The organism is Pedobacter cryoconitis (genome assembly GCF_014207135.1).
GTDB classification, from domain to species: domain Bacteria; phylum Bacteroidota; class Bacteroidia; order Sphingobacteriales; family Sphingobacteriaceae; genus Pedobacter; species Pedobacter cryoconitis_D.
In genome coordinates, this window is record NZ_JACHCC010000001.1 from 467,744 (window position 1) to 493,085 (window position 25,342).

At 38.7% G+C, this 25,342-nt stretch carries 19 protein-coding genes; 12 read left to right on the forward strand and 7 right to left on the reverse strand.

From position 1 onward, the window contains the following. Positions 1 to 11: 11 nt before the first annotated feature. Genes HDF25_RS01845 through HDF25_RS01860 form a run of 4 tightly spaced genes read left to right on the forward strand, consistent with a single transcriptional unit; the run spans position 12 to position 3,435 of the window. Positions 12 to 662, forward strand: coding sequence for an ABC transporter ATP-binding protein (locus tag HDF25_RS01845; protein ID WP_184622169.1), 651 nt, complete (start codon positions 12 to 14; stop codon positions 660 to 662). Between the two features lie 3 nt (positions 663 to 665). After that, positions 666 to 1,163, forward strand: coding sequence for a hypothetical protein (locus HDF25_RS01850; RefSeq protein WP_184622171.1), 498 nt, complete (start codon positions 666 to 668; stop codon positions 1,161 to 1,163). Further along, positions 1,163 to 1,774 carry a haloacid dehalogenase gene (locus HDF25_RS01855; RefSeq protein ID WP_184622173.1) on the forward strand — a complete coding sequence of 204 codons (612 nt, stop codon included), beginning with the start codon at positions 1,163 to 1,165 and terminating at the stop codon, positions 1,772 to 1,774. The genes HDF25_RS01850 and HDF25_RS01855 overlap by 1 nt, the downstream gene beginning before the upstream one ends. A gap of 35 nt (positions 1,775 to 1,809) precedes the next feature. After that, entirely contained in the window at positions 1,810 to 3,435 is a 1,626-nt protein-coding gene (locus HDF25_RS01860) for a S41 family peptidase (RefSeq protein WP_184622175.1), read from the forward strand. 112 nt (positions 3,436 to 3,547) lie between these two features. Here the strand turns inward: HDF25_RS01860 and HDF25_RS01865 are convergent, their stop codons facing one another. Then, positions 3,548 to 4,489 carry a M28 family peptidase gene (locus HDF25_RS01865; protein ID WP_184622177.1) on the reverse strand — a complete coding sequence of 314 codons (942 nt, stop codon included), beginning with the start codon at positions 4,487 to 4,489 and terminating at the stop codon, positions 3,548 to 3,550. A gap of 198 nt (positions 4,490 to 4,687) precedes the next feature. Here HDF25_RS01865 and HDF25_RS01870 point away from each other — a divergent pair, with 198 nt between their 5' ends. Both HDF25_RS01870 and HDF25_RS01875 read left to right on the forward strand, forming a co-directional pair. Continuing rightward, positions 4,688 to 5,671 carry an aldo/keto reductase gene (locus tag HDF25_RS01870; protein ID WP_184622179.1) on the forward strand — a complete coding sequence of 328 codons (984 nt, stop codon included), beginning with the start codon at positions 4,688 to 4,690 and terminating at the stop codon, positions 5,669 to 5,671. A 10-nt stretch (positions 5,672 to 5,681) separates the two neighbouring features. Next, on the forward strand, positions 5,682 to 6,020 hold the full coding sequence (locus tag HDF25_RS01875) for a YciI family protein (protein WP_184622181.1): 339 nt from the start codon (positions 5,682 to 5,684) through the stop codon (positions 6,018 to 6,020). 48 nt (positions 6,021 to 6,068) lie between these two features. On the opposite strand, the gene HDF25_RS01880 is transcribed toward HDF25_RS01875, so the two are convergent. Beyond that, positions 6,069 to 7,517 carry a glyceraldehyde-3-phosphate dehydrogenase gene (locus HDF25_RS01880; RefSeq protein ID WP_184622183.1) on the reverse strand — a complete coding sequence of 483 codons (1,449 nt, stop codon included), beginning with the start codon at positions 7,515 to 7,517 and terminating at the stop codon, positions 6,069 to 6,071. Between the two features lie 88 nt (positions 7,518 to 7,605). Beyond that, positions 7,606 to 8,466 (reverse strand): RNA polymerase sigma factor RpoD/SigA, encoded by an 861-nt coding sequence (locus tag HDF25_RS01885; protein WP_008242129.1) that lies wholly within the window; start codon positions 8,464 to 8,466, stop codon positions 7,606 to 7,608. Positions 8,467 to 8,929: 463 nt separating this feature from the next. Here HDF25_RS01885 and HDF25_RS01890 point away from each other — a divergent pair, with 463 nt between their 5' ends. Continuing rightward, positions 8,930 to 9,136: a helix-turn-helix domain-containing protein gene (locus HDF25_RS01890; protein WP_184622184.1), complete on the forward strand. Its 207-nt coding sequence runs from the start codon at positions 8,930 to 8,932 to the stop codon at positions 9,134 to 9,136. 11 nt (positions 9,137 to 9,147) lie between these two features. Here the strand turns inward: HDF25_RS01890 and HDF25_RS01895 are convergent, their stop codons facing one another. Together HDF25_RS01895 and lpdA are read right to left on the reverse strand one after the other, a co-directional pair. Then, positions 9,148 to 9,987, reverse strand: a complete 840-nt coding sequence (locus HDF25_RS01895) for an MBL fold metallo-hydrolase (protein WP_184622185.1) — start codon at positions 9,985 to 9,987, stop codon at positions 9,148 to 9,150. A gap of 86 nt (positions 9,988 to 10,073) precedes the next feature. Then, complete coding sequence (gene lpdA, locus HDF25_RS01900; RefSeq protein WP_184622186.1) at positions 10,074 to 11,462, reverse strand: dihydrolipoyl dehydrogenase; 1,389 nt, start codon at positions 11,460 to 11,462, stop codon at positions 10,074 to 10,076. A 345-nt stretch (positions 11,463 to 11,807) separates the two neighbouring features. Between lpdA and HDF25_RS01905 the strand changes: the two genes are divergently transcribed. From HDF25_RS01905 to HDF25_RS01925, 5 genes are all read left to right on the forward strand, one after another. After that, positions 11,808 to 15,068, forward strand: coding sequence for a TonB-dependent receptor (locus tag HDF25_RS01905; protein ID WP_184622187.1), 3,261 nt, complete (start codon positions 11,808 to 11,810; stop codon positions 15,066 to 15,068). 189 nt (positions 15,069 to 15,257) lie between these two features. Next, on the forward strand, positions 15,258 to 15,842 hold the full coding sequence (locus tag HDF25_RS01910; protein WP_184622188.1) for a TetR/AcrR family transcriptional regulator: 585 nt from the start codon (positions 15,258 to 15,260) through the stop codon (positions 15,840 to 15,842). A 26-nt stretch (positions 15,843 to 15,868) separates the two neighbouring features. Beyond that, a complete protein-coding gene (locus HDF25_RS01915) occupies positions 15,869 to 17,221 on the forward strand; it encodes a TolC family protein (RefSeq protein ID WP_184622189.1) in 1,353 nt (450 codons plus the stop codon). A gap of 4 nt (positions 17,222 to 17,225) precedes the next feature. Beyond that, positions 17,226 to 18,383 (forward strand): efflux RND transporter periplasmic adaptor subunit, encoded by a 1,158-nt coding sequence (locus tag HDF25_RS01920; protein ID WP_184622190.1) that lies wholly within the window; start codon positions 17,226 to 17,228, stop codon positions 18,381 to 18,383. A gap of 22 nt (positions 18,384 to 18,405) precedes the next feature. Then, positions 18,406 to 21,579, forward strand: a complete 3,174-nt coding sequence (locus tag HDF25_RS01925) for an efflux RND transporter permease subunit (RefSeq protein WP_184622192.1) — start codon at positions 18,406 to 18,408, stop codon at positions 21,577 to 21,579. A 77-nt stretch (positions 21,580 to 21,656) separates the two neighbouring features. Here HDF25_RS01925 and HDF25_RS01930 read toward each other — a convergent pair whose 3' ends face one another. Together HDF25_RS01930 and HDF25_RS01935 are read right to left on the reverse strand one after the other, a co-directional pair. Continuing rightward, on the reverse strand, positions 21,657 to 22,838 hold the full coding sequence (locus tag HDF25_RS01930) for an AIR synthase related protein (RefSeq protein WP_184622194.1): 1,182 nt from the start codon (positions 22,836 to 22,838) through the stop codon (positions 21,657 to 21,659). A 103-nt stretch (positions 22,839 to 22,941) separates the two neighbouring features. Then, positions 22,942 to 25,125: a glutamine synthetase III gene (locus tag HDF25_RS01935; RefSeq protein WP_184622196.1), complete on the reverse strand. Its 2,184-nt coding sequence runs from the start codon at positions 25,123 to 25,125 to the stop codon at positions 22,942 to 22,944. Positions 25,126 to 25,342 lie beyond the last annotated feature (217 nt).

Here is a 25,342-nt window from a genome sequence, read left to right on the forward strand (position 1 = left end):
AAGTTTGCTCCATGCTAAAAGCCACAGGTATCAGAAAAGCTTATGGAAATCTGTCGATCCTGAAAGGGGTAGATTTTGAAGTATCCAAAGGAGAGATTGTCAGTATAATAGGTGCTTCAGGTGCAGGCAAGAGTACGCTGTTACATATCCTGGGTACACTGGATAAACCTGATGAAGGTACCGTCGAATTAAATGGTACCGGGGTGTGGAAATTATCCGGTGAACCATTGAGCATTTTCAGAAATCAGAATATTGGTTTTGTTTTCCAGTTCCATCACCTGCTACCTGAATTCTCTGCACTCGAGAATATCTGCATTCCTGCTTTTATCGCTAAGAAAAATAAAAAAGAAGCTGAATCCCGTGCGAAGGAGCTTCTGGCCTTACTTGGTCTGGAAGACCGTGCTTCACATAAACCCAATCAACTTTCGGGTGGAGAACAGCAACGTATTGCTGTAGCAAGGGCATTAATTAATAACCCTTCCATCATCCTGGCCGATGAACCTTCAGGGAATCTTGATTCGGCTAATGCCGAATCATTGCACCAGTTCTTTATCACACTGCGTGATAACTTCCAGCAGACTTTCGTAATTGTTACCCATAATAAAGACCTTGCCGAAATCAGCGACAGGGTAGTCACCATGAAAGATGGTTTAATTGTATAAAATTTGAAAACACTCCTAACCGGCGGCAAATCTGCCCAGGCATTAAAAATATTAAAAGCATTTACAGGTGACCAGATTATGCTGGGAGACTACGGAGAGATACCTGCTTTTGCGTCTACTCAATATCAATTTGTTGATCTTGGTGTTAGAAACGATGAAACTATAGCTCACAATCTGCTTAATTCTTGTCTTGATCTGGAAGTTGACAGACTTTTACCACTTTACCAGTTTGAACTTGAAGCTGTGATGAGATCGGCAGTATTATTTGAAGAATTTAATATTCATGTTTTGCTCCCTGATCTACTTAGTTTTCCACTTTATTTATCCGAAACAGTGGTAGACAAACAGAATTGGGCTGTGTTTGATAAAGGCGAATTATTGTATGCCGCTATTCCCGCAGAAATTATTTCCAGCACTGGAAAAGAAAATGCACTAAACGGCGTTTTCTACATGAATGAAAATTCAAATGAACAAAAGCCAGTATTATTTACGATTGCCTGATGAAGAAATACGAAGATTATACTAAGACTAACGAAGCCTTCATCTTTGAACTGGATAATGTTTTATACCCTGAAAAGGACTATCAATTACAGGTTTATTACTTGTTTGCCCAGTTTATAGAATATGGAGAGCAGATAGATGCACAGGAAATCCTCCATTTTATGGAGGAGACTTATTTCAACGAAGGTAAAACTGATATTTTTGAAAAGACAGCAACCAGATTTGGATTAGCTGAGAAATACAAAATCAATTTTGATCTGTTACAACAGAATGCTAAACTCCCTTTGAAATTGTTACTGTTTGCTCCGGTTCTTGATTTTCTGAAAGAGATCCGTGATGCCGGAAAATTTATTTTTCTGCTGGTTGAAGGAGATCCGGCACAACAGTTGAATAAAATCAAACAAATTGAGTGGAATGGCCTGGAGCAATCTTTGATTGTGTATTTTAGTGCTGAAACGATAAGTGGTTCTTTTGAAGATACATTGGATATGATTATCCTTAAACATGAGTTAAAGAGAGAGGAAGTACTCGCTTGCCAGGCTTCTTTGAAAAAGCATGGCACAGCTGCCTCAGGGCAAATTAAATTTTTGCCAATTGATAAAATTATCTAACTTAACTGCTTAATTGTCAGTATATAATTCTATATATGAGAACAGAATTACTTCGCAATCGATTCGCACTTTGTTTCGCTTTTGTTTTTGTCATTGGCTTTAGCTCATGCAAAAAAAGTCCTGCACCGGATACCTCGGGTAACAATGGCGGTACGCCAGGAGTGCCTGCAACTGGTACCCGTACCCAGTTGACTTTGGACTCTTTGTATTTATATGCAAAGCAGATCTATTTCTGGAATGATGTACTTCCTGACTACAGTGTATTTAATCCCAGACAGTATTCAAGTAAATCAGCCACTCTGGATAATTTAAATGATGAGTTATTTGCCTATACCCAGCTAAAGATTAATCCTGCAACGGGTAAAGCTTATGAGTATTACCCTGATGGAGCACCTAAATATTCTTATATCCAGGATCTGACTACTGCAAACCCTAGTGCAAGCTCGAGTTTAAACAGTGCTAATGTAGATACTGAAGGTAATGGATATGACATTGGGATCAGACCTGTTTTTTATCTGTCTGGTGATGCTTATTCTCTATTTGTTACGGCAGTTTACCCTGGTTCGCCAGCTGCTGCTGCTGGAGTTAAACGCGGATGGCTGATTACCAGTGTTAACGGACGTGCTGTTGGAGCAAGCTATAAAGGGGAGAATAAGTGGGTAGGTGATGCATTAAGCAGCTCTTCAGTGACCATATCAGGGGCTGATTTTAATAGTAAAGTACCTTTTACTTTAACGCTGAATAAGGCTTCTTATAAGAGTAGTCCGGTTTACGCTTCTACGGTAATTGCCAGATCGGGTAAAAAAATCGGTTATTTAGCATTTGCACGTTTCTCTGTTTTATCTAATCAAAGCGGGCCTAGTGATTCTAATTTAGATCCAGTGTTCTCGAGTTTTAGTTCACAAGGGGTTACTGACCTGGTTATTGATTTAAGATATAACGGTGGGGGATATGTATCGACGGCAGAATATCTGGCAAACCTGGTTGCGCCATCATCAGTCTCCGGAAAAGCAATGTACAGTGAGTATTATAATACAACTATGCAGACTGGAAAAGCTACCATTCTTTCCAACCAGCCACAAGTTGATGTGAATGGAAAGGTTATATTCCAGAATGGTAAAATGCTGACGAATGCTGATGTAGATTATTCGATTGCAGGTAACAGCTTTTCATTTAGTAAAAAGGGATCGCTTAGTGGAATAAGTAATGTAGTGTTTATTGTTTCCAGAAACACGGCCTCTGCAAGTGAATTGTTGATTAACAGTCTGAAACCCTATATGAATGTGAAACTGGTTGGGGATACTACTTACGGAAAACCAGTTGGTTTCTTCCCGGTGACTATAGAAAACAGGTATGAAGTTTTTATGTCCTTATTTGAAACCAGAAACTCTGCCGGACAGGGAGGATATTATACAGGTATGGTTCCTGATGTATTATCTCAGTATGATGATCCGACTTATGTTTTTGGAGATCCAAGAGATAATTACCTTTCCCTTGCACTGAATGTGCTAGCACCTGGTTCAACTACTCAGGGTACTGCGATGAGTATTGGAGACCGTCCTGTACAAAAAGAGAGTTTTAGCAATTCACAAATCAAGAAGGTCAATCCAAATAGTGAATTTACTGGTATGATTGAAAGAAGACATACCCGGAAGAAATAGATCAGAAACTGATCTTTATACAAAAGCGCTGCTGTTTTCAAATTCTCAATGAAGAGATATTTTTGAAAACAGCAGCGCTTTTTTTATGCTGTACTAATTTAAAGCTGGTTTGTTATCTCATGCTGGATTGTATCTTGTCGTGAAAGACCTTTTCAACGGTACGGTCCTTATCATAATTATCAATAATCTCCAGGATGCCATTTGCAGCATTGATAAAGAAAGCCGGATTGATATTTTCGAATTTGTCAGACGCTTTATGGTAGTCTTTGTGATCTTCCACACCAAAATAGATGAATGGAATATTCTTCTTATTGAAAGCAGACTGATCACTTTGATCTGTCCAGTCATCTGTAGCTAATCTGGGGTTGTCATGACCGAAGAGGATTTTTAAGTCCGGATTTGTGGTTGCTATATAACCTTTAAGCTGAGGGTATTTGTAAGTTCCTGCGGCATAAAGCTCCCCTTTATCATTATGGCTGATCATATCCAGGTTAACATTCAGTTTGATCTTTTTCAGGTCTACAGGGGGATGGTTAACAAAATACTCAGAACCTTTTTTTCCAAACTCTTCAGCATCAAATGCAGCGAAAACCAATGTGTAAATAGGTTTGTTCCTCGCATAATGTGATGCGATTTTAAGCATGCCTGCGACTCCTGAGGCATTATCATCGGCACCATTAAAGATCTTTCCGTTAATTATTCCAAGATGGTCGTAATGAGCCGAAATAACAATTACATTGCTGGTAGTCCCTTTGATGTAGCCGATTACATTTTTTCCGGTGATTTTAGGGTCGTCAATACCTGCGAAGGTAAATGATTGCTGGTAGCCGTTGCAAAAGGAGAAGTTCCTCACACCAATTTCCTTGAATCGTTTAGCAATATATGTCCTTGCTAATTCAGCTCCTTTAGTTCCTGTTTTTCTACCTTCAAAAGTATCTGAAGAAAGTGTTTTGATATCATTGAGTATCTGATCAGAATGAGAGGGCAGATTAGATGTTCTTACTGAATTGCAACCCAGAGTAAATGCCAGGGGTAATAGCAAGTATAATTTCATAGCGCCAGGTTTTATTAGTCGGTTTATTGTGTTGATAGTTCTAATATATTACAAAATAGTGACAGATCAATGCGTAAACTGAAAAACTTAAGTAAAGCGGGCATGTTGTTATTTTATACATTTAGCTAATTAATTAATCAGATAATCTGCAAAATAAGCTGGCAGACTAAATAAATAATAATAAAAAAACAGATTGAAATGGAATACAGACGATTAGGAAAATCAGGATTGCAATTGAGCTCACTTTCTCTGGGAAGCTGGCTTACATTTGGTCAGCAAATCAGTGATAAAATTGCTGACGAACTGATGGGGATTGCTTATGACGCAGGGGTGAATTTTTTTGACAATGCTGAAGGGTATGCTGAAGGAAAATCGGAAATAGTGATGGGGAAAATCTTGAAAGCCCATCATTGGGAGAGGGAGTCTTATGTGGTTTCAAGTAAAGTGTTTTTCGGAACAGAAAACAAAGGGCCTAATCGTGTCGGATTGTCCAGGAAACATATTATAGAAGCTTGTAATGCAGCGTTAAAACGTTTACAGGTTGACTATCTGGATCTGTATTTTTGTCATCGCCCTGATAAAAATACACCGATTGAGGAAACCGTATGGGCTATGAACACCTTATTACAGCAAGGGAAGATATTATACTGGGGAACATCTGAGTGGAGTGCTTCAGAAATAATGGAGGCTATTCGCGTAGCCCGTCAATATAACCTGATTGGTCCGACAATGGAACAACCGCAATACAACCTGATCGAAAGAAATAAACTTGAAAATGAATATTTATTACTTTTCAAAGAATACGGCCTGGGAACAACTATCTGGTCACCTTTGGCATCTGGACTGCTTTCAGGAAAATACACTTCAGGAGAAGCTAAGAATACACGTTTGGATATGAAAGGCCTGGAATGGCTTAAAGAATCGGCACTGGCAGAAGAAAAGCTGGCAAAAGTTAAAAAATTACAGGTCCTGGCTGATGATTTAAATGTACCTCTTGCTAAATTATCTTTGGCCTGGTGTCTGAAAAATCCAAATGTAAGTACGGTGATACTGGGTGCTTCAAAAGTTGAACAACTGAAAGAGAACCTGACTACATTGGACGTATTACCTCTATTAACTGATGAGGTAATGGAAAATATAGAAAAAGTGATGCAGACTAAACCCGTATTACCTCAATTTTAATCAAACAAATATGGCTGATTATATCGTCCTGTTCAGAGAGCCTGATGGCAGGAAAGAAGAACATACAGCAGAAGAAATTAAACAGCATCAGCTCAATTGGGCAGAGTGGTTTAAACGAATGAGTGCAGATGGAAAGCTAAAGGGTGGGAGTGGACTGTCATTGAATGGTGCTTTGATTCAGGGAAGAGATAGAGAAGTTACTGATGGTATTCATCAAGCCGGGACTGAGATTGTCGGAGGATTTCTATTATTGGAAGCAGCGGATTTACAGGAAGCTGTAAGTATTGCACAGGGCTGTCCGATTTATGAATTTGATGGATATGCTGAGGTAAGGGAAATGCAGCAATAAAATATAACCGTTATGCTGATAATTATCAGCATAACGGTTTATCATTATCTAATAATAAGTGAGACGCACTACTCCGGCTAATTTCTTAGCCAGGCGGATTACTTGTCTGGTATAGCCGTATTCATTATCATACCAGGTATAAATCACGACAGATTTATTATCCTTCGCAATAATTGTTGCGGGACCATCAATAATTGAAGCATGGCTGTTTCCGATCAGATCAGAGCTAACCAATTCATTTGAAATTGAAAATTCTATCTGTTCAGACAGGTCTCCAAAAAGGGAAGCTTTTTTAAGAAGGTCAATTACTTCATCCCTTGAAGTAACTGTATTCAGTGATAAATTCAGAATAGCCAGTGAAACATTAGGTGTAGGGACACGTACCGCATTTCCTGTTAATTTTCCACCAAGATGTGGGATTACTTTAGCTACGGCTTTATCAGCTCCAGTTTCGGTAATCACCATATTTAATGCAGCAGATCTTCCGCGGCGATATTTTTTATGATAATTGTCCAGTAGGTTCTGATCGTTTGTATAGGAGTGTATAGTCTCAATATGACCTTTTTCTATACCAAAAGCATCATCGATCACTTTGAGCACCGGAACAATAGCATTTGTTGTACAGGAAGCATTGGACAGAATAGTTTCCTGCCCGAAATCAAATTCTGTATCGTTAACTCCTGCTACCACATTAGGAATATCTCCTTTTGCAGGCGCTGTGAGTAATACTTTGGAGATACCTTTAGATGACAGGTGGCGGCTAAGTCCTTCGCGGTCACGGAAGACACCAGTGTTATCAATTAATAAAGCATCTTCAATTCCGTACGTTGTATAATCTATATCTTCAGGTTTATTAGCTACAATGAAATAGATTGTCTGTCCATTGATGATCAGTGCTTTATTGATGAAATCTTCTATGATAATCCCATTGAATGTACCATGGACAGAATCAGTGCGTAATAATTCAGCACGTTTGATCAGTTCCTCATCGCTATAGGTTCTGGTTACAATGGCGCGCAGTCTCAGCTGTTCACCCTTTCCTGCCTGAAGAATTAATTCTCTGGCAGCTAATCTTCCGATTCTTCCGAATCCGAATAAAACTACATCTTTTGGTAACAGGCTAATTTTATCTTTGCCAATATGACGGCTGAGTTTGCTGATGACAAAATCATGCATAGTTGCAAAATCGTTGTTTTCATCCAGCCATTCAGCAGCCAGTCTGCCGATGTCAACACGTGAAGGGGCAAGGTTACATTTTGCAATTTCATTGGCCAGTTGGAGTGTCTCATAAATATTAATGTCTTTGCCTGAGATCTCTTTGGCGTATTGATGGTGAGCAAGGATTTCACTGCTGCCTACATCGAATAATGGTTTGCGGAAAAGTACGAGTTCAATAGATCTGTCGAACCATAACTGTCCAACAACATTTAGTAATTCAACTGATTTTTTCTCTTTTTCAATCCAGTTTTGAAATTCGGATTGGTATTTATTAAACATATCGGGATTATTTGGTTAGAGTGCCACAAAAGTAAAAAAGATTGGGGGAAACCCAATCTTTTTCTATCCGATTATTTTATGTTTAGGATTAACCTAAATACGATTTTAATATTTTACTACGGGAGGTATGACGCAGACGTTGTAAAGCTTTGTCTTTAATCTGACGCACACGTTCGCGGGTCAAATTGAATTTCTCACCGATTTCTTCCAGAGATAACGGGTGGTTAGTACTCAGACCAAAGAAAAGTACGATGATTTCGCGTTCACGTTCAGTTAACGTAGAAAGAGAACGTTTAATTTCTTCAGAAAGTGATTCATTGATTAAGCTGCTGTCAGTGTTTGGTTCGTGGTTTTCCAGAACGTCCAGCAAAGTGTTTTCTTCACCCTGAACAAAAGGAGCATCCATAGAAACGTGTCTTCCGGAGTTACTTAATGTATCAGAGATTTTGTCAACTGTTGTTTCCAGAATATCAGCCAGCTCTTCAGGTGAAGGTTCGCGCTCATATTCCTGCTCTAGTTTAGAGAATGCTTTACTGATTTTACTCAGTGAACCTACCTGGTTTAAAGGAAGACGTACAATACGGCTTTGCTCAGCAATAGCCTGCAAAATTGACTGACGAATCCACCATACTGCATAAGAGATGAATTTGAAACCTTTAGTCTCATCAAAACGTTTAGCCGCCTTGATTAATCCAAGGTTACCCTCATTAATTAAATCACCTAAAGTTAATCCCTGATTTTGATACTGTTTAGCAACAGAAACCACGAAACGTAAATTTGTCTTGGTCAGACGCTCTAATGCAGCCTGATCACCTTCACGAATCTTTCTTGCCAGTATTACTTCTTCTTCTGCGGTGATTAAATCTACTTTACCAATCTCATGAAGATATTTGTCTAGAGATTGACTCTCGCGATTGGTTATGGATTGGGTGATTTTGAGTTGTCTCATTTATGTGCTTTGGTGCTCTTTATGTGTTAGAACGTGCAAAAGTAAGGATTAAAAGGCAATTTTAAAACATAAATTCCTGAAAATGTTACAGTTTACACTGGTTATTTATACGATAATTTAGTAGCAAAAATTATTCCAAAGTACTTTTGACAGTTTACGTGTCGTGTATTGATAAATGTATATTATTTATTGCTTATCAATGATAAATGGCTGAAATTTAATAATTCATCATTTGTGACTGTTAATTAATAATAGTCAAACCATGACATTTTATGGATTTGATATGATAATTTTACAAAAAATATGTTCAATATTTATCATATGTCAGTTACTGAAGATTTATTCTGCCATCGTTTTATTTTATCTTTTTTCTAAAAAATCCAAAATTTTGAGGATGTTGTCTGTAAAAGCCGACAATTTTACCGATTTTTAGTTGTGTTTAGATTTATAAAAGGACCCGCATATGCCTATAATTATCAATTTGGATGTCATGTTAGCCAAACGCAAAGTATCACTTACCGAACTGAGTCTTAAGGTTGATATCACATTGTCGAATCTTTCTATACTAAAAACCGGAAAAGCCAAAGCTATCAGGCTGGAAACTTTAGCTGCTATCTGTAAGGCACTAAACTGTCAGCCCGGAGATATATTAGAATATATCCCGGCCTGAATTTAATCTGCTTACAGCTCAGCTAGTTTAAAAGTTTCCTTTAATCTGATTCCTTTTTCGGTTTGTTGTACTGTGCAGCATTCATTCACAGCATCATGCTCTAAATAAAGAATGTAGTTTTTGGCTGCAGCTTCTTCAAGGAATATCTTTTTCTCTTTTAAGGTCTGTAGCGGAAACATGTCATAGGCCATTACATAGGGGAGGGGAATATGTCCTACAGAAGGTAAAAGATCTGCTGCATATATAATAGTATGATTTTTATAGGTCAGTTCGGGTAGCATCATCGCGTCAGTATGTCCAAAGGCAAAGCGCACATTGAATCCCGGCCGGAATTCTATACCTTCCTTTTCACTGATAAACTTTAGCTGTCCGCTTTCCTCGATTGGCAGGATATTATCTTTCAGGAAGGATGCTTTTTCTCTGTCATTTGGATGAACAGCCCAGTTCCAGTGTTTTTCGTTACTCCAGTAGGTAGCTTGTTTAAACGCAGGTACCAGTTGATCACCTTCGCGTACGATTGCACCTCCACAATGATCAAAGTGTAAATGCGTCAGAAATACATCCGTAATATCGTCTTTACTGAATCCTTTTGCTGCAAGTGATTTCTCTATGGTATCATCACCATGCAAATAGTAATGGCTCAGAAATTTTTCATCCTGTTTATTGCCTATTCCGGTATCGACTAAGATTAAACGGTTGCCATCTTCTATTAATAAACAGCGCATTGCCCAGGTACACATATTATTTGCATCGGCCGGATTACTTTTCTGCCAGATAGATTTAGGGACTACGCCAAACATGGCACCGCCGTCAAGTTTAAATAATCCGGTTTCTATAGTATGTAAGTTCATGTGATTAAAATTTGGTATGCTGTAAAAATAAAAAAAACCTGCTGTCTGAACAGCAGGTTTAATGTAATAATATATAAGGATATAACTTACAAGTGAATTACTTCTCCGTAAGCATCAGCAGTAGCCTCCATAATTGCTTCACTCATTGTTGGGTGAGGGTGAACAGCTTTCAGCATTTCGTGACCAGTAGTTTCTAATTTACGGGCTACAACGATTTCTGCGATCATTTCAGTTACATTGGCACCAATCATGTGTGCACCTAATAATTCACCGTATTTTGCGTCATAGATCATTTTGATAAATCCATCTTTTGCACCAGCAGCACTTGCTTTACCTGAAGCTGAGAATGGGAATTTACCAATTTTCAATTCATAACCTGCTGCTTTAGCTGCTTTCTCTGTATAACCTACAGATGCAATTTCAGGTGAGCAGTAAGTACATCCCGGAATATTGTTATAATCTAATGGTTCAGGTGACTGACCAGCAATTTTCTCCACGCAGATAATTCCTTCAGCTGAGGCAACGTGTGCCAGAGCCTGTCCGCCAACGATATCACCGATTGCATAATATCCTTTTACAGATGTATTATAGAATTCGTCTACAACTACTTTACCTTTTTCAGTTTTGATTCCTGTTTCTTCGAGACCAATGTTTTCAAGGTTAGCCACTACACCAGCAGCAGAAAGAACGATATCACATTCGATCGTTTGCATACCTGCAGCAGTTTTAACCTGAACTTTACAACCGTTACCGCTTGTATCAACAGATTCTACACTTGAAGAAGTCATCACCTCGATACCTACTTTCTTGAAACTGCGCAGTAATTGTTTAGAGATGTCTTCATCTTCAACAGGGACGATATTATCCATGAATTCAACCACAGTTACTTTTGTTCCCATAGTTGCATAGAAATAGGCGAATTCTACACCTATAGCTCCTGAACCAACAATAACCATTGATTTAGGCATTTCAGGAAGAACCATAGCCTGTCTGTAGCCGATTATTTTTTTACCATCCTGTTTTACGCTTGGTAATTCTTTTGAACGTCCGCCTGTAGCCAGGATAATATTTTTTGCAGTTAATTCAGTTTGAGAACCATCTGCACCTTTAACTTCAACCTTGTTACCTGGTTTAACTTTACCAGAACCCATGATGACATCAATTTTATTCTTTTTCATCAGGAACTGAACACCTTTGCTCATTCCTTCTGCGACACCACGGCTGCGTTTGATCACAGCTGCGAAATCAGCTTCAGCTTCAGCAGTTTTGATACCGTATTCAGCTGCATGATTGATATATTCAAACACCTGTGCACTTTTTAATAAGGCTTTGGTTGGTATACAGCCCCAGTTAAGGCAGATTCCTCCTAAGGATTCACGTTCTACAACTGCAGTTTTTAAACCTAATTGTGACGCTCTAATTGCAGCAACGTATCCGCCGGGACCGCTACCTATTATAATTACATCGTAGTTCATATCTTTTAATAGGGGACTTTAATAGTAAAGTCCAAAATTAAAAAAAAATGTTCGTTAAACAGCGAGTTTGATTTTTGTGCTGCTAATTTCTGTGTGTCAGTTAGCTACATTCTGTTTCATTAAAAAACTGTTTTTTGGGGCTATTCCAAATAATTAACTGATAAACTGCCGGTTAAGCTTATATTATAAATGTTAAATGTGGATAAAAAACATATATAATTAATAATTTATTAACATTGAAAGCTAAATCGTTGTTAAATTAATATTTACTTTTGCAGCGGTAAACTATTATTACACTAAAACGGAAGCGTTTTAAAACAAAACAAATTCATTTAAAAAAACAGTATGAAGAAATCTCTACTATTTAAAATTGTAGTCATCATCTTTGCTTTTGTAGGAACAGTACTTTCTGCAGATGCACAGGTAACCACTGCAGCTATGACAGGTGTTGTTAAGGATTCGAAAGGTCCACTGCCTGGCGCTAGCGTTAAAGCTATACACGTACCTACCGGTTCGGTGTATACTACTACTACCAACGGTGATGGTCGTTTTACTATTGCTAACATGCGCGTTGGCGGGCCTTATTCAGTTACAATTAGTTTTATTGGATTTCAGCCAGCAAAGTATGACAACCTTAATTTAAAATTAGGTGGATCTTATCCTTTAAACGTTGTTTTATCGGACGGAGCACAGCAATTAAGTGATGTAAATATTACTGCTAACAAAAGTAAAGTGATCAACAGTTCAAGAACTGGTGCGGCAACTAACGTTTCTCAGAAACAAATTGAGCAGATGCCTGCAATTTCAAGAAGTATCACTGACTTAACGAAACTGACTCCTCAGGCTAATACTCAGGGTGATGGATTCTCTTTTGCTGGTAGAAACAGTTTGTTCAACTCCCTGACATTAGATGGCGCGCAGATGAACAACGTTTTTGGTTTATCGTCATTACCTGGTGGTGGAACCGGAGCTCAGCCATTTTCTTTAGATGCATTGGAAGAGTTACAAGTTAACTTAGCACCTTATGATGTAAAACAAAGTGGTTTTACTGGTGCTGGTGTGAACGCGATTACTAAAGCGGGTACTAACACTTTCTCAGGATCAATTTACACTTATTATAAAGATCAGAACTTACAGGGATATAAAGTAGGTAGTGCTGATCTAACCAACCAGAAAGCAAATCAGGCTTTTTTAAACAAACAGTTTGGATTCAGATTTGGTGGTCCGATTATCAAGGATAAATTATTCTTATTCGTAAACGGAGAAATTACACGTCGTACCAGTCCTGGATCTACATGGGTAGCTAACAGGGGCGTTGCGGGTGCTAACGTTTCAAACGTTTCTGCATCAGATCTTGACCTGGTTAAGAATACATTAATCAAAAATTTCGGATACAATCCTGGTGTATATGAAGGATATAGCAATTTGCAAAGTGCAGATAACCTTACTGCACGTTTAGATTGGAATATCAGTAACTCAAACAGATTAACTATCAGATATAACTATCTTAAATCATTCAAAGATATTAATCCAAGCGGATCAAATTCAAACAGTGGTCGCGGACCATCATTGAATTCTTTGGATTTCGATGGAATGAAATACAGACAGTACAGTAATATCAATTCGTTTACTGCCGAATTAAATACACGTTTCAGTGAGAAATTTGCCAATAACCTGCAATTAGTTTACTCAGGTTTCCGTGATTACCGTACAACAAACGGAAATCCTTTCCCTGTTGTAGATATTGAAAACGGAAACGGTGCTAACTATATTTCATTTGGTACAGAACCTTTCAGCAGCGTTAACAGACTGAATCAGGATATCTATACTTTAAATGAGAACTTCAACATTTTTGCAGGTAACCATACGATTACTATTGGTGGTACTGCAGGATATCAGAAGTTTGCAAATGCTTTTGCTCAGTTTACTAACGGACAGTTCAGATACAAATCTTTAGCAGATTTTATTGCTGCTGCGAATGGTAACAAAAGTATCAATCCAACTCAATATCAGTTAACTTATTCTGCAGTTCCGGGATCTCCGATTCCTGCAGCTGTTTTCAGCCAGGCTCCGATTGCTCTTTATGCACAGGACGAATGGTATATCAAACCAAACTTTAAGTTGACTTATGGTTTAAGAGTAGATGTGCCAATTTATACAGCAAAAATTCCTTCTAACCCACTAGTAACGGCTGCAACATTCCGTGATGGTGAAAAACTGGATGTAGGTAAATTACCTAAGACTCAGTTTTTATTCTCTCCAAGAGTTGGATTTAACTGGGATGTTAACAGTGATGGTACAGTTCAGGTTCGTGGAGGATCAGGAATATTTACTGGATCAGTTCCTGCTGTTTGGTTAACTAACCAGGCTGGAAATACTGGTTTAGCAACAGGTGCAGAATTCTCTACTAATCCGAAAAACCGTCCGTTTAACCCGGATCCAAATGCATATGTTCCTGCTAACCCTGCAGCATCTCCATCTTTCGCTATTAACGTAGCTGATCAGAACTTTAAAGTTCCGCAAATCTGGAGATCAAGTTTAGCAGTAGACTATAAATTGCCGGGTGGAGTAATTGCTACGATCGATGGTTTATATACAAAATCGATAAACGAAGTATTCCACAGAGATGCTAACCTGGTTAATCCTACTGGTAATTTCACTGGTACTGGTGATAACCGCGCATTTTTCCCAGGTGGAGCTTTAGACAAAATTAACCCATCCATCACCAATGCAATTGTATTTGATAATACAAACAAAGGTTATGCATGGAACATTACTGCTCAGTTGCAAAAAAGATTTGGTAAATATGTTGACGTGATGGCAGCTTATACAAGAAGTGATGCACGTGATATTACCTCAACTCCAGGTTCACAGGCTGCTTCAGCATTTAATGGTAACCAGGTAGCTGGTGATCCAAACAAACCAGTATTAGCTTATAGCAGTTTCTTAGTGAAAAACAGAATAATCGCGTCTGTTAATGTAAACTTTGCTATTATCCCTAACCTGCCTACCTCATTTGGTTTAATCTATGAAGGTATGCCATACGGTGATACTTTTGGTAATACAAGATTCTCTTATACAGCTTCAGGAAACATTAATGGTGATAACTCAACATCTAATGACCTGATCTATATTCCAAGAGACCGGAATGATATTGTTATAGTTCCGATTGCAGCTTCTGTACCGAACAAAACAAGTGCTGAAACAGCTGATTCTCAATATGCAAGATTAGATGCTTACATCAATCAGGATAAGTATCTAAGCAAACACAGAGGTCAGATGTCTGAAAGAAATGGTGCTGAATATCCTTGGGCAAACCGTTTTGATATTAGAATCTTACAACAGATTAAAACTGTATTTGGTCAAAAATCAAATAACAGATTTGAGATCTCTGTAGATATTGTCAACTTTGGTAACTTGTTAAACAGAAACTGGGGTACTACACAACTTCCACAGTTAACTAACTTCTTACAATATAAAGGTGTTGTAAATAACACACCAACTTATACTGTAAGTCAGCAGTTACCAAGCTCTACATTCAGAGATAACACAGGTATCGGATCAAGATACCAGATTCAGATTGGCGCAAGATACAGCTTCAACTAAGCTCTAATTTTTTTAATTAAAACCCCCGCTCTGATTATTCAGAGCGGGGGTTTTTGCGTTTAGGGAAATCCATTCCTTTAAATTCTTCGTCTGCTTCATCTGAAGGCGTAATTTGCATCACATCAAATTTCTGTCATTTTAGGTTAAACGAAATTTTCTTGTTTTAATTTTCTGTTTATTTGCAACCGAATGAACGTTCAATTAGAAGATACAACAGGAAAACGCGTAGCTGTCCTAAACAGTACACTCGCTTTAATTAAGGAATATGGATTTCATGGAACTCCCATGAGTCTGATCGCTAAACGTGCTGGCGTGGCAGCAGGGACTATTTATCACTATTTCGATTCGAAAGAGACATTGATTATAGAACTGTACGTCCATGTGAAAGATAAGATGGCCCTGGCTGTAGCGGCTGGGGATGACGAGGAAAAGCCCTTTAAAGACAGGTTTATAAACTTAATGATTAACCAGTATAATTTTTATGTGGAGAATGAAAATGCCTTGTTTTTCCTTGAACAATATATGAGTTCTCCTTTTGCGAAGAATTATCCTGACAGAGATAGTCAGCTGTTTATGGATAAGGTAATTAAATTTTTTGAGTATGGCATAGAAAATGCGTATTTCAGAAATATTGACTCCAGGCTATTAGCGCCGACGATAAAAGGTACACTCGTCGCTGCTGCCACTTTCCAGTTGTCGGGTCAGATTGTATTCTCTAAGGATGACATCCTGGAGGTAGCGAACGTGATCTGGGATGGAATTAAAAGACAGTGATTTATTAAATACCCTTAATTATATATATGAAACCTCACAAATTGATTTTAAGTATGCTCGTCTGCATACCAGCCTTTCTGCCAGGAGGACTGTATGCCCAGACGACAGTCAGGGAGCAGCCGACGCTGAGTAATGCAAGCCTGCAGGAATGCATTGACTATGCATTGAGCAACAAGCCAGGGGTACAGCAGTCACTGATTGACGAAGAGATAGGAGAGCGGGAGATTAAATCAGCATTATCTGGCTGGTTACCGCAGATTAATGGTACAGGAACAGCGAACCATAATTTTAAACAGCAATCTCAGATCCTGACCACAAATGGCCAGTCTTCTTTACTAACCTTTGGTGGTAAGAATACCTCTTCTTTTGTTTTGCAGGCTGATCAGCAGTTTTTGAATGCCGGGTTAATTCAGGCTTCCAAATCAGCTAAATATTACAGACAGCAGTATAAACAAAGTACAGAAAATACTAAAATCAATACAATAGTTGATGTTAGTAAAGCTTTCTATGATATTCTAACCAGTAAAGAACAGCTCAATATTATTTCTGAAAATATCGCAAGACTGGAAAAACAGCTGAAAGATGCGAGTGCGCAATATGATGCCGGTCTGGTCGATAAAACAGATTTTCAAAGAGCGCAGATTAGTCTGAGCAATTCTAAGGCAGACAGAAAAAGGACAGAAGAACTGTTGAAATACAAATATGCTTATCTGAGAGAATTAATCGGTTACAGCGCAGACAAAGAGTTTGGTTTATCCTTTACTAATAGTAATATGGAGAAGGATGTAATGATAGACACTGCACAATTACTGAATTATCAGAATCGTATAGAATATCGTTTACTCGAGACTCAGAAACAGTTGCAGAAGATTACGACCAGTTATAATAAATGGAGTTATGCACCTACGCTTTCCGGATTTATCAATTACGGATGGAATTACCAGAATAATGAGCTGCGTAGTTTATATGATAATGTCTATCCGAGTTCAGTAGTAGGCCTGAAAATAACTGTGCCGGTTTTTCTGGGTGGAAAACGTACTCAGGAGATTAAAAAATCACAATTGCAGGAGAGAAAGATTGACCTGGACCTGATAAATACAAAAAATAAAATCAATACCCAGTATGAACAGGCTATTGCAACTTATAAAGCCAATTTGAATGATCTGCATACTAATAAATCGAATGTTGATATTTCCAGACAGGTGTACAATACTATCAAACTTCAGTATGACGAGGGGATTAAAACTTATCTCGATCTGATGACCTCAGAAACCGACCTTCGTACTGCACAAATCAACTACCTGAATTCACTATATAACCTGCTTTCGTCAAAATTAGATGTTAAACAAGCACTAGGAACAATCACCGTAAACCAATAAAGACATGAACATTAAATACATAAAATTAAGCATTTTTATCCTTGGTTCAGTAACCTTAGCCTCTTGCGGTGGTAAGCAAGCACCTCCACAGGGACCTCCTCCGGCAACGCCTGTTACTACTTATACAGTAGGCGAACAGCCAGTTACCACAGTGGATAGTTATCCTGGGGTGGTTGTGCCCTTAAATGAAGTTGAACTTCGTGCTCAGGTTGGTGGTTATATTACTGCTATTTACGTGAAAGATGGCCAGCGTGTTACTAAAGGCCAGAAATTATACGAGATTGACCGTACCAAATACCAGGCGGCTTATAATTCAGCTAAAGCGAATGTGGCTGTTGCCAAAGCTAACCGCGATAAGGCAAAAAAAGATGCTGACCGCTATACTAAATTAGCACAGCAGGAAGCTATCGCCAAACAACGTGTAGATTATGCACTGACTGATCTGGCCAATGCCGAATCTCAGATTGCAGCTGCACAGGCAAACCTGGCTTCTGCTGCGAATGATTTACAACGTTCTATTATCGTTTCACCGTTAAATGGGACTATCGGTATTTCACAGGTAAAACTGGGTGCTTTGGCTTCGCCGGGAACCACCTTATTAAACACAGTTTCTACTAACGATCCGATTGCAGTAGATATTCCGGTTAATCAGTCAGAGATCCCGCGTTTTATTCAGCTGGAGAAAAATGCTGCAGCAGTTAAAGATTCACTTTTCAGTATCCAGTTACAGGATAACAGCATCTATAAACGTCAGGGAAGAATTATTGCGATTGACCGTGCCGTTGATCCGCAGACAGGTACAATCAAAGTAAGGATCAGTTATCCTAATGAAGCCGGAAGGCTGATTGCAGGAATGAATGTTAACCTGCAGGTCTTAAACAAACTGGTGGGTGACCAACTGGTGATTCCTTATAAAGCTGTAACCGAACAATTAGGTGAATTTAACGTGTATGTAGTTGGAGACAGTAGTAAAGCCTCACCAAGAATAATCAAAGTGGGTACCCAGATAGACCAGAATATCGTTGTCAAAAGTGGTTTGAAAAAAGGTGAAGTTATTGTAGTCGAAGGTGTTCAGAATGTGAGACCTGGTGCAGTAGTACATGCAGGGACGGCAGCAGAAGCTAACGGACAGCAGCCAGCAGCGGCAGGAGCAAAGAAATAATGATTATAAGAATTTCAAGCATATGATATCAGAAGTATTTATCAAACGACCGGTCACGGCGATCGTCATTTCCATATTAATTGTACTGATAGGAGCGATTGTGATTACCACATTGCCAATCAGTCAATACCCGAGTATCGCTCCGCCTACAGTTACCGTAACCGGTACCTATACAGGAGCCGATGCTCAAACTGTAGAACAAACGGTAACTACACAAATTGAAAGTCAGATTAACGGTACGCCGGGAATGAAATATTTGTCGTCAAACAGTACATCAGACGGTCGTTCGGCGATTACTGTAACTTTTGATGTAGGTACAAATATTGACATTGCTGCATTGGACGTGCAGAACAGAGTGGGGATTGCACAGCCAGGATTACCTGAGGCAGTTCAGCGTTTAGGTATCACCACTAAAAAAGCAAATAACGATATCCTGATGGTTATCGGTTTATATTCCCCTCACGGGACATACGATCAGAAATTTATCTCTAACTATGTTAACTTATATGTGAAAGATGCTTTACTACGTATAAAAGGTGTAGGGGATGTGCAGGTATTCAGTCAGCCATTTAGTATGAGGGTATGGCTGGATGCAGGTAAACTGGCCAGATTAGGTTTAACACCTTCACAGGTTTCTGCTGCAATTGCTGAGCAGAATACACGTGCTCCAGGTGGTAGTGTTGGTGGGCCCCCTCAGCAGAACTCACAGACCTTTGAATTCTCTGTGGTTATGGATGGTGATTTGAACTCTGTAGAACAGTTTAAAAATATTGTTGTTAAAACAGGTCAGGATGGTTCTCCTGTCTATCTTAAAGATGTAGCACGTGTAGAATTAGGTGAGTTTGCTTATTCTACTACAGCAAAGGTAAATGGTAATGTTGCTTCCCTGATGGCAGTCAACCAGACGCCCGGAGGAAATGCAGTTCAGACTGCTGCAGGAATTGACCAGACTATGGCCGAATTAAAGAAATCATTCCCTAAAGATTTAGATTTCAAAATCAGTTATGAAACCGTTTCTATTATTAAGGTATCTATCAGTGAGGTAATTCATACGCTGGTTGAAGCACTGCTCCTGGTAACCATTGTAGTATTCTTCTTCTTACAGAGCTGGAGAGCAACATTGATTCCTGTACTGGCTATTCCAGTTTCCATTATTGGTACTTTTATCTTCTTTACCCTGCTGGGATTCTCGATCAACGTACTAACCATGTTTGGTTTCGTACTCGCCATTGGTATTGTGGTGGATGATGCGATTGTCGTGGTAGAGGCTGTTCAGCATTATATGGACCATGAAGGGCTTTCCGCGCCTGATGCTACACGTAAAGCAATGAAAGACATCACTGCACCGGTAATTGCGATTGCATTGATTCTTGCGGCTGTATTCATCCCGGTTGGATTTATCCCGGGTATGGTTGGTCAGCTGTATCAGCAGTTCGCCATTACAATTGCAGTATCAGTATTGATTTCGGCATTTATCGCTTTATCATTGACTCCTGCATTATGTTCGTTGCTATTGACACCAATGAATCTGACTAAAGAGTCAAAAGGATTGAACAAATTCTTCTTTAAATTCAATGGCTGGTTTGCGAGAGTAACGCATGGATATTCTAATGGGGTGAGATGGGCTTTGAAAAAAGCACCTTTAGTCATGGTAATCCTGGTTTGTATCTATGTTGGTACTATTGGCCTGTTTGCGAAAAAACCTTCAGGATTTATTCCAAATGAGGATGCTGGTATCTTTATTATGGGGGCAACCTTACCAGAAGGAGCATCTGCAGTCCGTACAAATGCGTTTATTAAACGGATTACTGATTCCATACAGAAAAATATCCCTGAAGTACAGAATATCACTTCTATAAGTGGTATCAATATTCTGAACAGATCATTCAAGTCTAATGCTGGTACGTTCTTCGTACAGTTGAAAAACTGGGATGAGCGTAAAAGGGATGTGGCTACAGTTTTAGGGCAGGTGTCTAAAACGTTTGCTGGTGATAAGGATGGAAGTGTGCTTGCTGTTACACCGCCACCAATTCCAGGATTAGGTATTAGTGGTGGTTTCTCTATGCAGATTCAGGAAAAACAGGCTGGTGATATCAAGAAGTTTGAAGGAGTGGTTGGTAAGTTCCTGGCTGCGGCTAATCAGCGGCCTGAGATTGGATTCGCCTATACTTTATTTAACGCAAGGACTCCGAATTATCAGCTCCACGTTGATCGTGATAAAGTGAAAAGGATGGGGGTTTCTATCGGGGCTGTATACAGTACGATCTCTGCTTATCTGGGAAGTAGTTATATCAATGACTTCACCAAATACGGACGTAGTTTCCGTGTGGTTTCACAGGCAGATACGAATTTCCGGAGCAGTATTGAAAACCTGAACCAGATTTATGTCAATAATAGCGTAGGAACACCAGTGCCTTTAAGTTCATTTGTAACTTATAAGATGACTGAAAACGCATCTATTATTAACCACTATAATATGTTCAGGTCAATTGAGATCGGTGGAGCTGCGAAACCAGGAAGAAGTTCTGGTGATGCCTTACAGGCTTTAAGAGAGGTTGCAGCACAGACTTTACCGCAAGGTTATACTTATAACTTCTCTGGTTTGAGTTTGGAAGAAACAGAAGCCGGAAGCAGTACAACTCTGATCTTTGGTTTGATCATTGTCTTTGTATTCCTTTTACTGGCTGCCTTATACGAAAGTTGGTCAGTTCCTTTCTCTATCTTATTAGCCGTTCCACTTGGTTTGTTCGGGGCAATTCTGGCCTTGATATTTCTGCCAAAACTGGATAATAACATTTATGCGCAGGTTGGTCTGATCACGCTGATTGGTTTATCTGCCAAGAATGCGATTCTGATTGTCGAATTTGCCAAAGAACGGGTTGACTGGGGAATGGAATTAATTGCAGCGACTATTGAAGCTGTTAAATTAAGATTACGTCCGATTATCATGACCTCATTAGCATTTATCCTGGGAGTTATTCCTTTGATTATTTCTTCTGGTGCTGGTGCAGTATCCCGTATGACAATTGGATGGACAGTAGCTGCGGGTATGCTTTCGGCGACGATTCTGGCACTGTTTATTGTTCCGGTATTATTTGTACTGATTACCAGGCTGGCTTATGGTAAGAAAAAACTTGCCGAATTAGAAGCAAATTATAAACCAGAAGACCATACTGATACGCTGCACGCGGATTAATAGTCTAAAATAAAACAATCAAAAAAAATGCGGTATCAGAATTCTGGTACCGCATTTTTTTATAAGAAATAATTAGGTTATTCGTAATTGAATTGCCCTTTTTCACTGTGAATAGTCACTTGTTTATGAGCTGAATCTTCCACGCGACCGATAATTTGTGCGTCAATGTTAAAGCTTTTTGAAATGGCAATGATGTCTTCAGCAATTTTCTGAGGAACATATAATTCCATTCTGTGACCCATATTAAATACTTTGTACATCTCTTTCCATGCTGTTCCGGATTGCTCCTGGATCAGTTCAAACAAAGGAGGAACGGGGAATAAGTTATCTTTAATCACATGAATATTATCATTGATAAAATGAAGCACTTTAGTTTGTGCACCACCGCTGCAATGTACTAAGCCGTGAATCTGGCTTCTGTGTTTCTCCAATACCTTTTTAATTACCGGTGCATAGGTACGGGTAGGGGATAGAACCAGTTTTCCAATAGTTATCTCTGTGTTTTCATCAATCCTGATTTTGTCTGTCAGTTTTTTACCTCCCGAGAATACAAGGTCATATGGAACTGCCGGGTCAAAACTCTCAGGATAACTATCTGCTACCGATTTGTCAAACACATCATGACGTGCAGAAGTCAGGCCATTTGATCCCATACCTCCGTTATATTCTGATTCGTAAGTTGCCTGACCTGAAGAAGAAAGACCTACGATAACATCTCCCGGCTGGATCTGATGGTTACTGATTACTTCATCCCGTTTAATACGGCAGGTAACCGTTGAATCTACAATGATAGTTCTGACCAGGTCACCCACATCAGCAGTTTCACCACCTGTAGAGTAAATCGAAATACCCATTTCTCTCAGTTCAGCAAGAATTTCTTCTGTTCCGTTGATAATGGCAGCGATAACTTCTCCGGTAATCAGGTTTTTATTCCTGCCGATAGTAGAAGATAGCAAAATATGATCAGTAGCACCTACACAAATCAGGTCATCCAGATTCATGATGATGGCATCCTGTGCAATACCTTTCCATACAGAAATATCGCCGGTTTCTTTCCAGTAAACGTAAGCTAAAGAAGATTTTGTACCTGCACCGTCAGCGTGCATAATATTGCAGAAAGCTTCATCATTACCCAGGACATCCGGGATGATTTTACAAAATGCTTGTGGGAAAATACCCTTGTCTATGTTTTTGATGGCCTGATGCACATCTTCTTTCGAAGCAGAAACGCCACGCTGGTTATACCTGTTATCACTCATATTGCTGCAAAGATAGAGAAACGCCCGAATGTAGACGATTCAAACAAAAAAAAATAACCTCTGCATTTTAGGGCAGAGGTTATATCAATAAATTAATAGAATTCTATTTTAAAAATAACAACTCTCTGAATTTTGGTAAAGGCCAAACGCTGTCATCTACAATCTGCTCTAATTTGTCAACACTGTAACGGATTGTATCAAAATGAGATTTAACGGTTTGCTCATAAGCAATTGCTTTGTCTCTTGAATCTTCGATCGTATTAGCTAATTTACGGGCTTCCAGCATTTCATCAATTGTAGTTTTTACAATAGATAAGTGCTCAGACAGTTTATTGATGATAGCCAGGGGAGCAGCTTGTGCTTCTTTAGATAAACCTAGATCCTTAAGACCTTTAACATTCTCTAAAAGGGTGTTCTGGTAAGAGATACAAGCTGGGATAATCAATGTATCGGCTACCTCACCCATCACTCTCGCTTCGATCTGTAGTTTTTTATAATAGCTCTCTAAAAGAATATCATGGCGGGCATGTAATTCACGTTTAGTGAAAATATTAGCTCTTTCAAATAATTCAGTAGATTTCTCAGAAATGTAAGCATCCAAAGCTAATGGAGTAGTTTTGATGTTAGCTAATCCACGTCTTGCTGCTTCATCTTCCCATTCCTGGCTATAACCATTTCCTTCAAAACGGATATCTTTTGATTCTTTAATGTATTTTTTGATTACTGTTAAAAGAGCGATATCTTTTTTCTCTCCTTTTTTGATCAGTTTATCAACTTCAACTTTAAATTTAACCAGTTGGTCGGCCATGATAGAGTTCAACACAGTCATCGGAGCTGATGAATTTGCTGAAGAACCTACAGCGCGTAATTCAAATTTATTACCAGTGAAGGCAAAGGGTGAAGTACGGTTACGGTCAGTATTATCTAATAAGATTTGTGGGATTTTAGGAATTCCTAACCACAAAGCATTATCTTCTTTGATTTTTTTGCTGATACGTGAGTGTTCGATTTCATCTAACACTTCGTTCAGTTGTTGACCTAAGAAAATAGAAATGATTGCCGGTGGCGCTTCGTTTGCACCTAAACGGTGATCATTACTTACAGAGGCAATACTTGCTCTTAATAAATCTGCATGTTCATGTACGGCTTTGATTGTATTTACAAAGAAAGCAAGGAACATCAGGTTGTTTTTTGGTGTTTTACCAGGAGCTAATAAGTTTTTACCCGTATCAGTAATCAGTGACCAGTTATTATGTTTACCCGAACCGTTGATACCAGCATAAGGTTTCTCATGTAATAACACTTTGAAATTATGACGGCGTGCAACTTTTTCCATCAGATCCATCAATAATTGATTGTGATCGATAGCCAGGTTGATTTCTTCATATAGTGGGGCACATTCAAATTGCAATGGTGCAACCTCATTGTGACGCGTTTTTAAAGGGATACCTAATTTAAAAGCTTCATTCTCAAAATCTACCATGAAAGTGAATACACGTTCAGGAATAGATCCGAAATAATGGTCATCTAATTGTTGTCCTTTAGCTGACATATGACCGAATAAAGTACGGCCTGTTAAAGCTAGGTCAGGACGTGCATTAAATAAAGCAAGGTCAACCAGGAAGTATTCCTGCTCAATACCTAAAGATGCAGTTACTTTGCTGATCCCTTTATCGAAATACTGACAAACATCTACAGCTGCTTTATCTAAAGCATTTAAAGCTTTTAATAATGGAGCTTTATAATCTAAAGCTTCACCAGTATAGGCAACAAATACAGTAGGGATACATAATGTTTTTCCTGCTTTACTTTCCATAATGAAAGCCGGAGAAGAAGGATCCCATGCAGTATAACCTCTGGCTTCGAAAGTATTTCTTATTCCACCATTCGGGAAACTTGACGCATCAGGTTCTTGTTGAACTAATGCACTTCCAGCAAACTTCTCAACCGGTCCTTCAGCAGTCGGTTCAAAGAACGAATCATGTTTTTCGGCAGTTGAGCCAGTTAAAGGTTGAAACCAATGCGTATAGTGAGTAGCTCCTTTAGACATTGCCCAATGTTTCATCGCAGTAGCGATTTGGTTGGCATCATCCGAATTGATTAATTCGCCCTGATCAATAGCTGAGATTAATTTTTCATAAACTTCTTTTGATAAGAAGTCTTTCATTTTCTTTTTATCGAACACATTTGAGCCAAAAAACTCAGAAATTTTGGTAGATGGAGCCTTAACTTCTGGTGAAACTCTGGTTTGTGCTTCTTTTAGTGCGTTTGTCCTTAAGCTTTTCATTAGTTTCTTTAAAATTTGATCAAAAATATAATTTTTATAATTAATTATTGAATAATTGTGTGTAAAAAAACAAATATCAATATGTTATCTGGTGTTTTGCTGGTCTTTTGTTTTGGTTGTATGGCCATTTTAGAGGTCAGATTGTCTTGTTAATGCTTTAGTTCGGGTTTTAATGGCCTTTTTTTTAATTTATTTTAATTGTGGAATTTAATCATTT

Excerpts from the sequence above, each read along its gene's own strand:
- HDF25_RS01845 (WP_184622169.1), top strand. The coding sequence starts at position 12 with ATGCTAAAAGCCACAGGTATCAGAAAAGCTTATGGAAATCTGTCGATC.
- HDF25_RS01855 (WP_184622173.1), top strand. The coding sequence starts at position 1,163 with ATGAAGAAATACGAAGATTATACTAAGACTAACGAAGCCTTCATCTTT.
- HDF25_RS01860 (WP_184622175.1), top strand. The coding sequence starts at position 1,810 with ATGAGAACAGAATTACTTCGCAATCGATTCGCACTTTGTTTCGCTTTT.
- HDF25_RS01865 (WP_184622177.1), bottom strand. The coding sequence starts at position 4,489 with ATGAAATTATACTTGCTATTACCCCTGGCATTTACTCTGGGTTGCAAT.
- HDF25_RS01870 (WP_184622179.1), top strand. The coding sequence starts at position 4,688 with ATGGAATACAGACGATTAGGAAAATCAGGATTGCAATTGAGCTCACTT.
- HDF25_RS01875 (WP_184622181.1), top strand. The coding sequence starts at position 5,682 with ATGGCTGATTATATCGTCCTGTTCAGAGAGCCTGATGGCAGGAAAGAA.
- HDF25_RS01880 (WP_184622183.1), bottom strand. The coding sequence starts at position 7,517 with ATGTTTAATAAATACCAATCCGAATTTCAAAACTGGATTGAAAAAGAG.
- HDF25_RS01885 (WP_008242129.1), bottom strand. The coding sequence starts at position 8,466 with ATGAGACAACTCAAAATCACCCAATCCATAACCAATCGCGAGAGTCAA.
- HDF25_RS01890 (WP_184622184.1), top strand. The coding sequence starts at position 8,930 with ATGCCTATAATTATCAATTTGGATGTCATGTTAGCCAAACGCAAAGTA.
- HDF25_RS01895 (WP_184622185.1), bottom strand. The coding sequence starts at position 9,987 with ATGAACTTACATACTATAGAAACCGGATTATTTAAACTTGACGGCGGT.
- lpdA (WP_184622186.1), bottom strand. The coding sequence starts at position 11,462 with ATGAACTACGATGTAATTATAATAGGTAGCGGTCCCGGCGGATACGTT.
- HDF25_RS01905 (WP_184622187.1), top strand. The coding sequence starts at position 11,808 with ATGAAGAAATCTCTACTATTTAAAATTGTAGTCATCATCTTTGCTTTT.
- HDF25_RS01910 (WP_184622188.1), top strand. The coding sequence starts at position 15,258 with ATGAACGTTCAATTAGAAGATACAACAGGAAAACGCGTAGCTGTCCTA.
- HDF25_RS01915 (WP_184622189.1), top strand. The coding sequence starts at position 15,869 with ATGAAACCTCACAAATTGATTTTAAGTATGCTCGTCTGCATACCAGCC.
- HDF25_RS01920 (WP_184622190.1), top strand. The coding sequence starts at position 17,226 with ATGAACATTAAATACATAAAATTAAGCATTTTTATCCTTGGTTCAGTA.
- HDF25_RS01925 (WP_184622192.1), top strand. The coding sequence starts at position 18,406 with ATGATATCAGAAGTATTTATCAAACGACCGGTCACGGCGATCGTCATT.
- HDF25_RS01930 (WP_184622194.1), bottom strand. The coding sequence starts at position 22,838 with ATGAGTGATAACAGGTATAACCAGCGTGGCGTTTCTGCTTCGAAAGAA.
- HDF25_RS01935 (WP_184622196.1), bottom strand. The coding sequence starts at position 25,125 with ATGAAAAGCTTAAGGACAAACGCACTAAAAGAAGCACAAACCAGAGTT.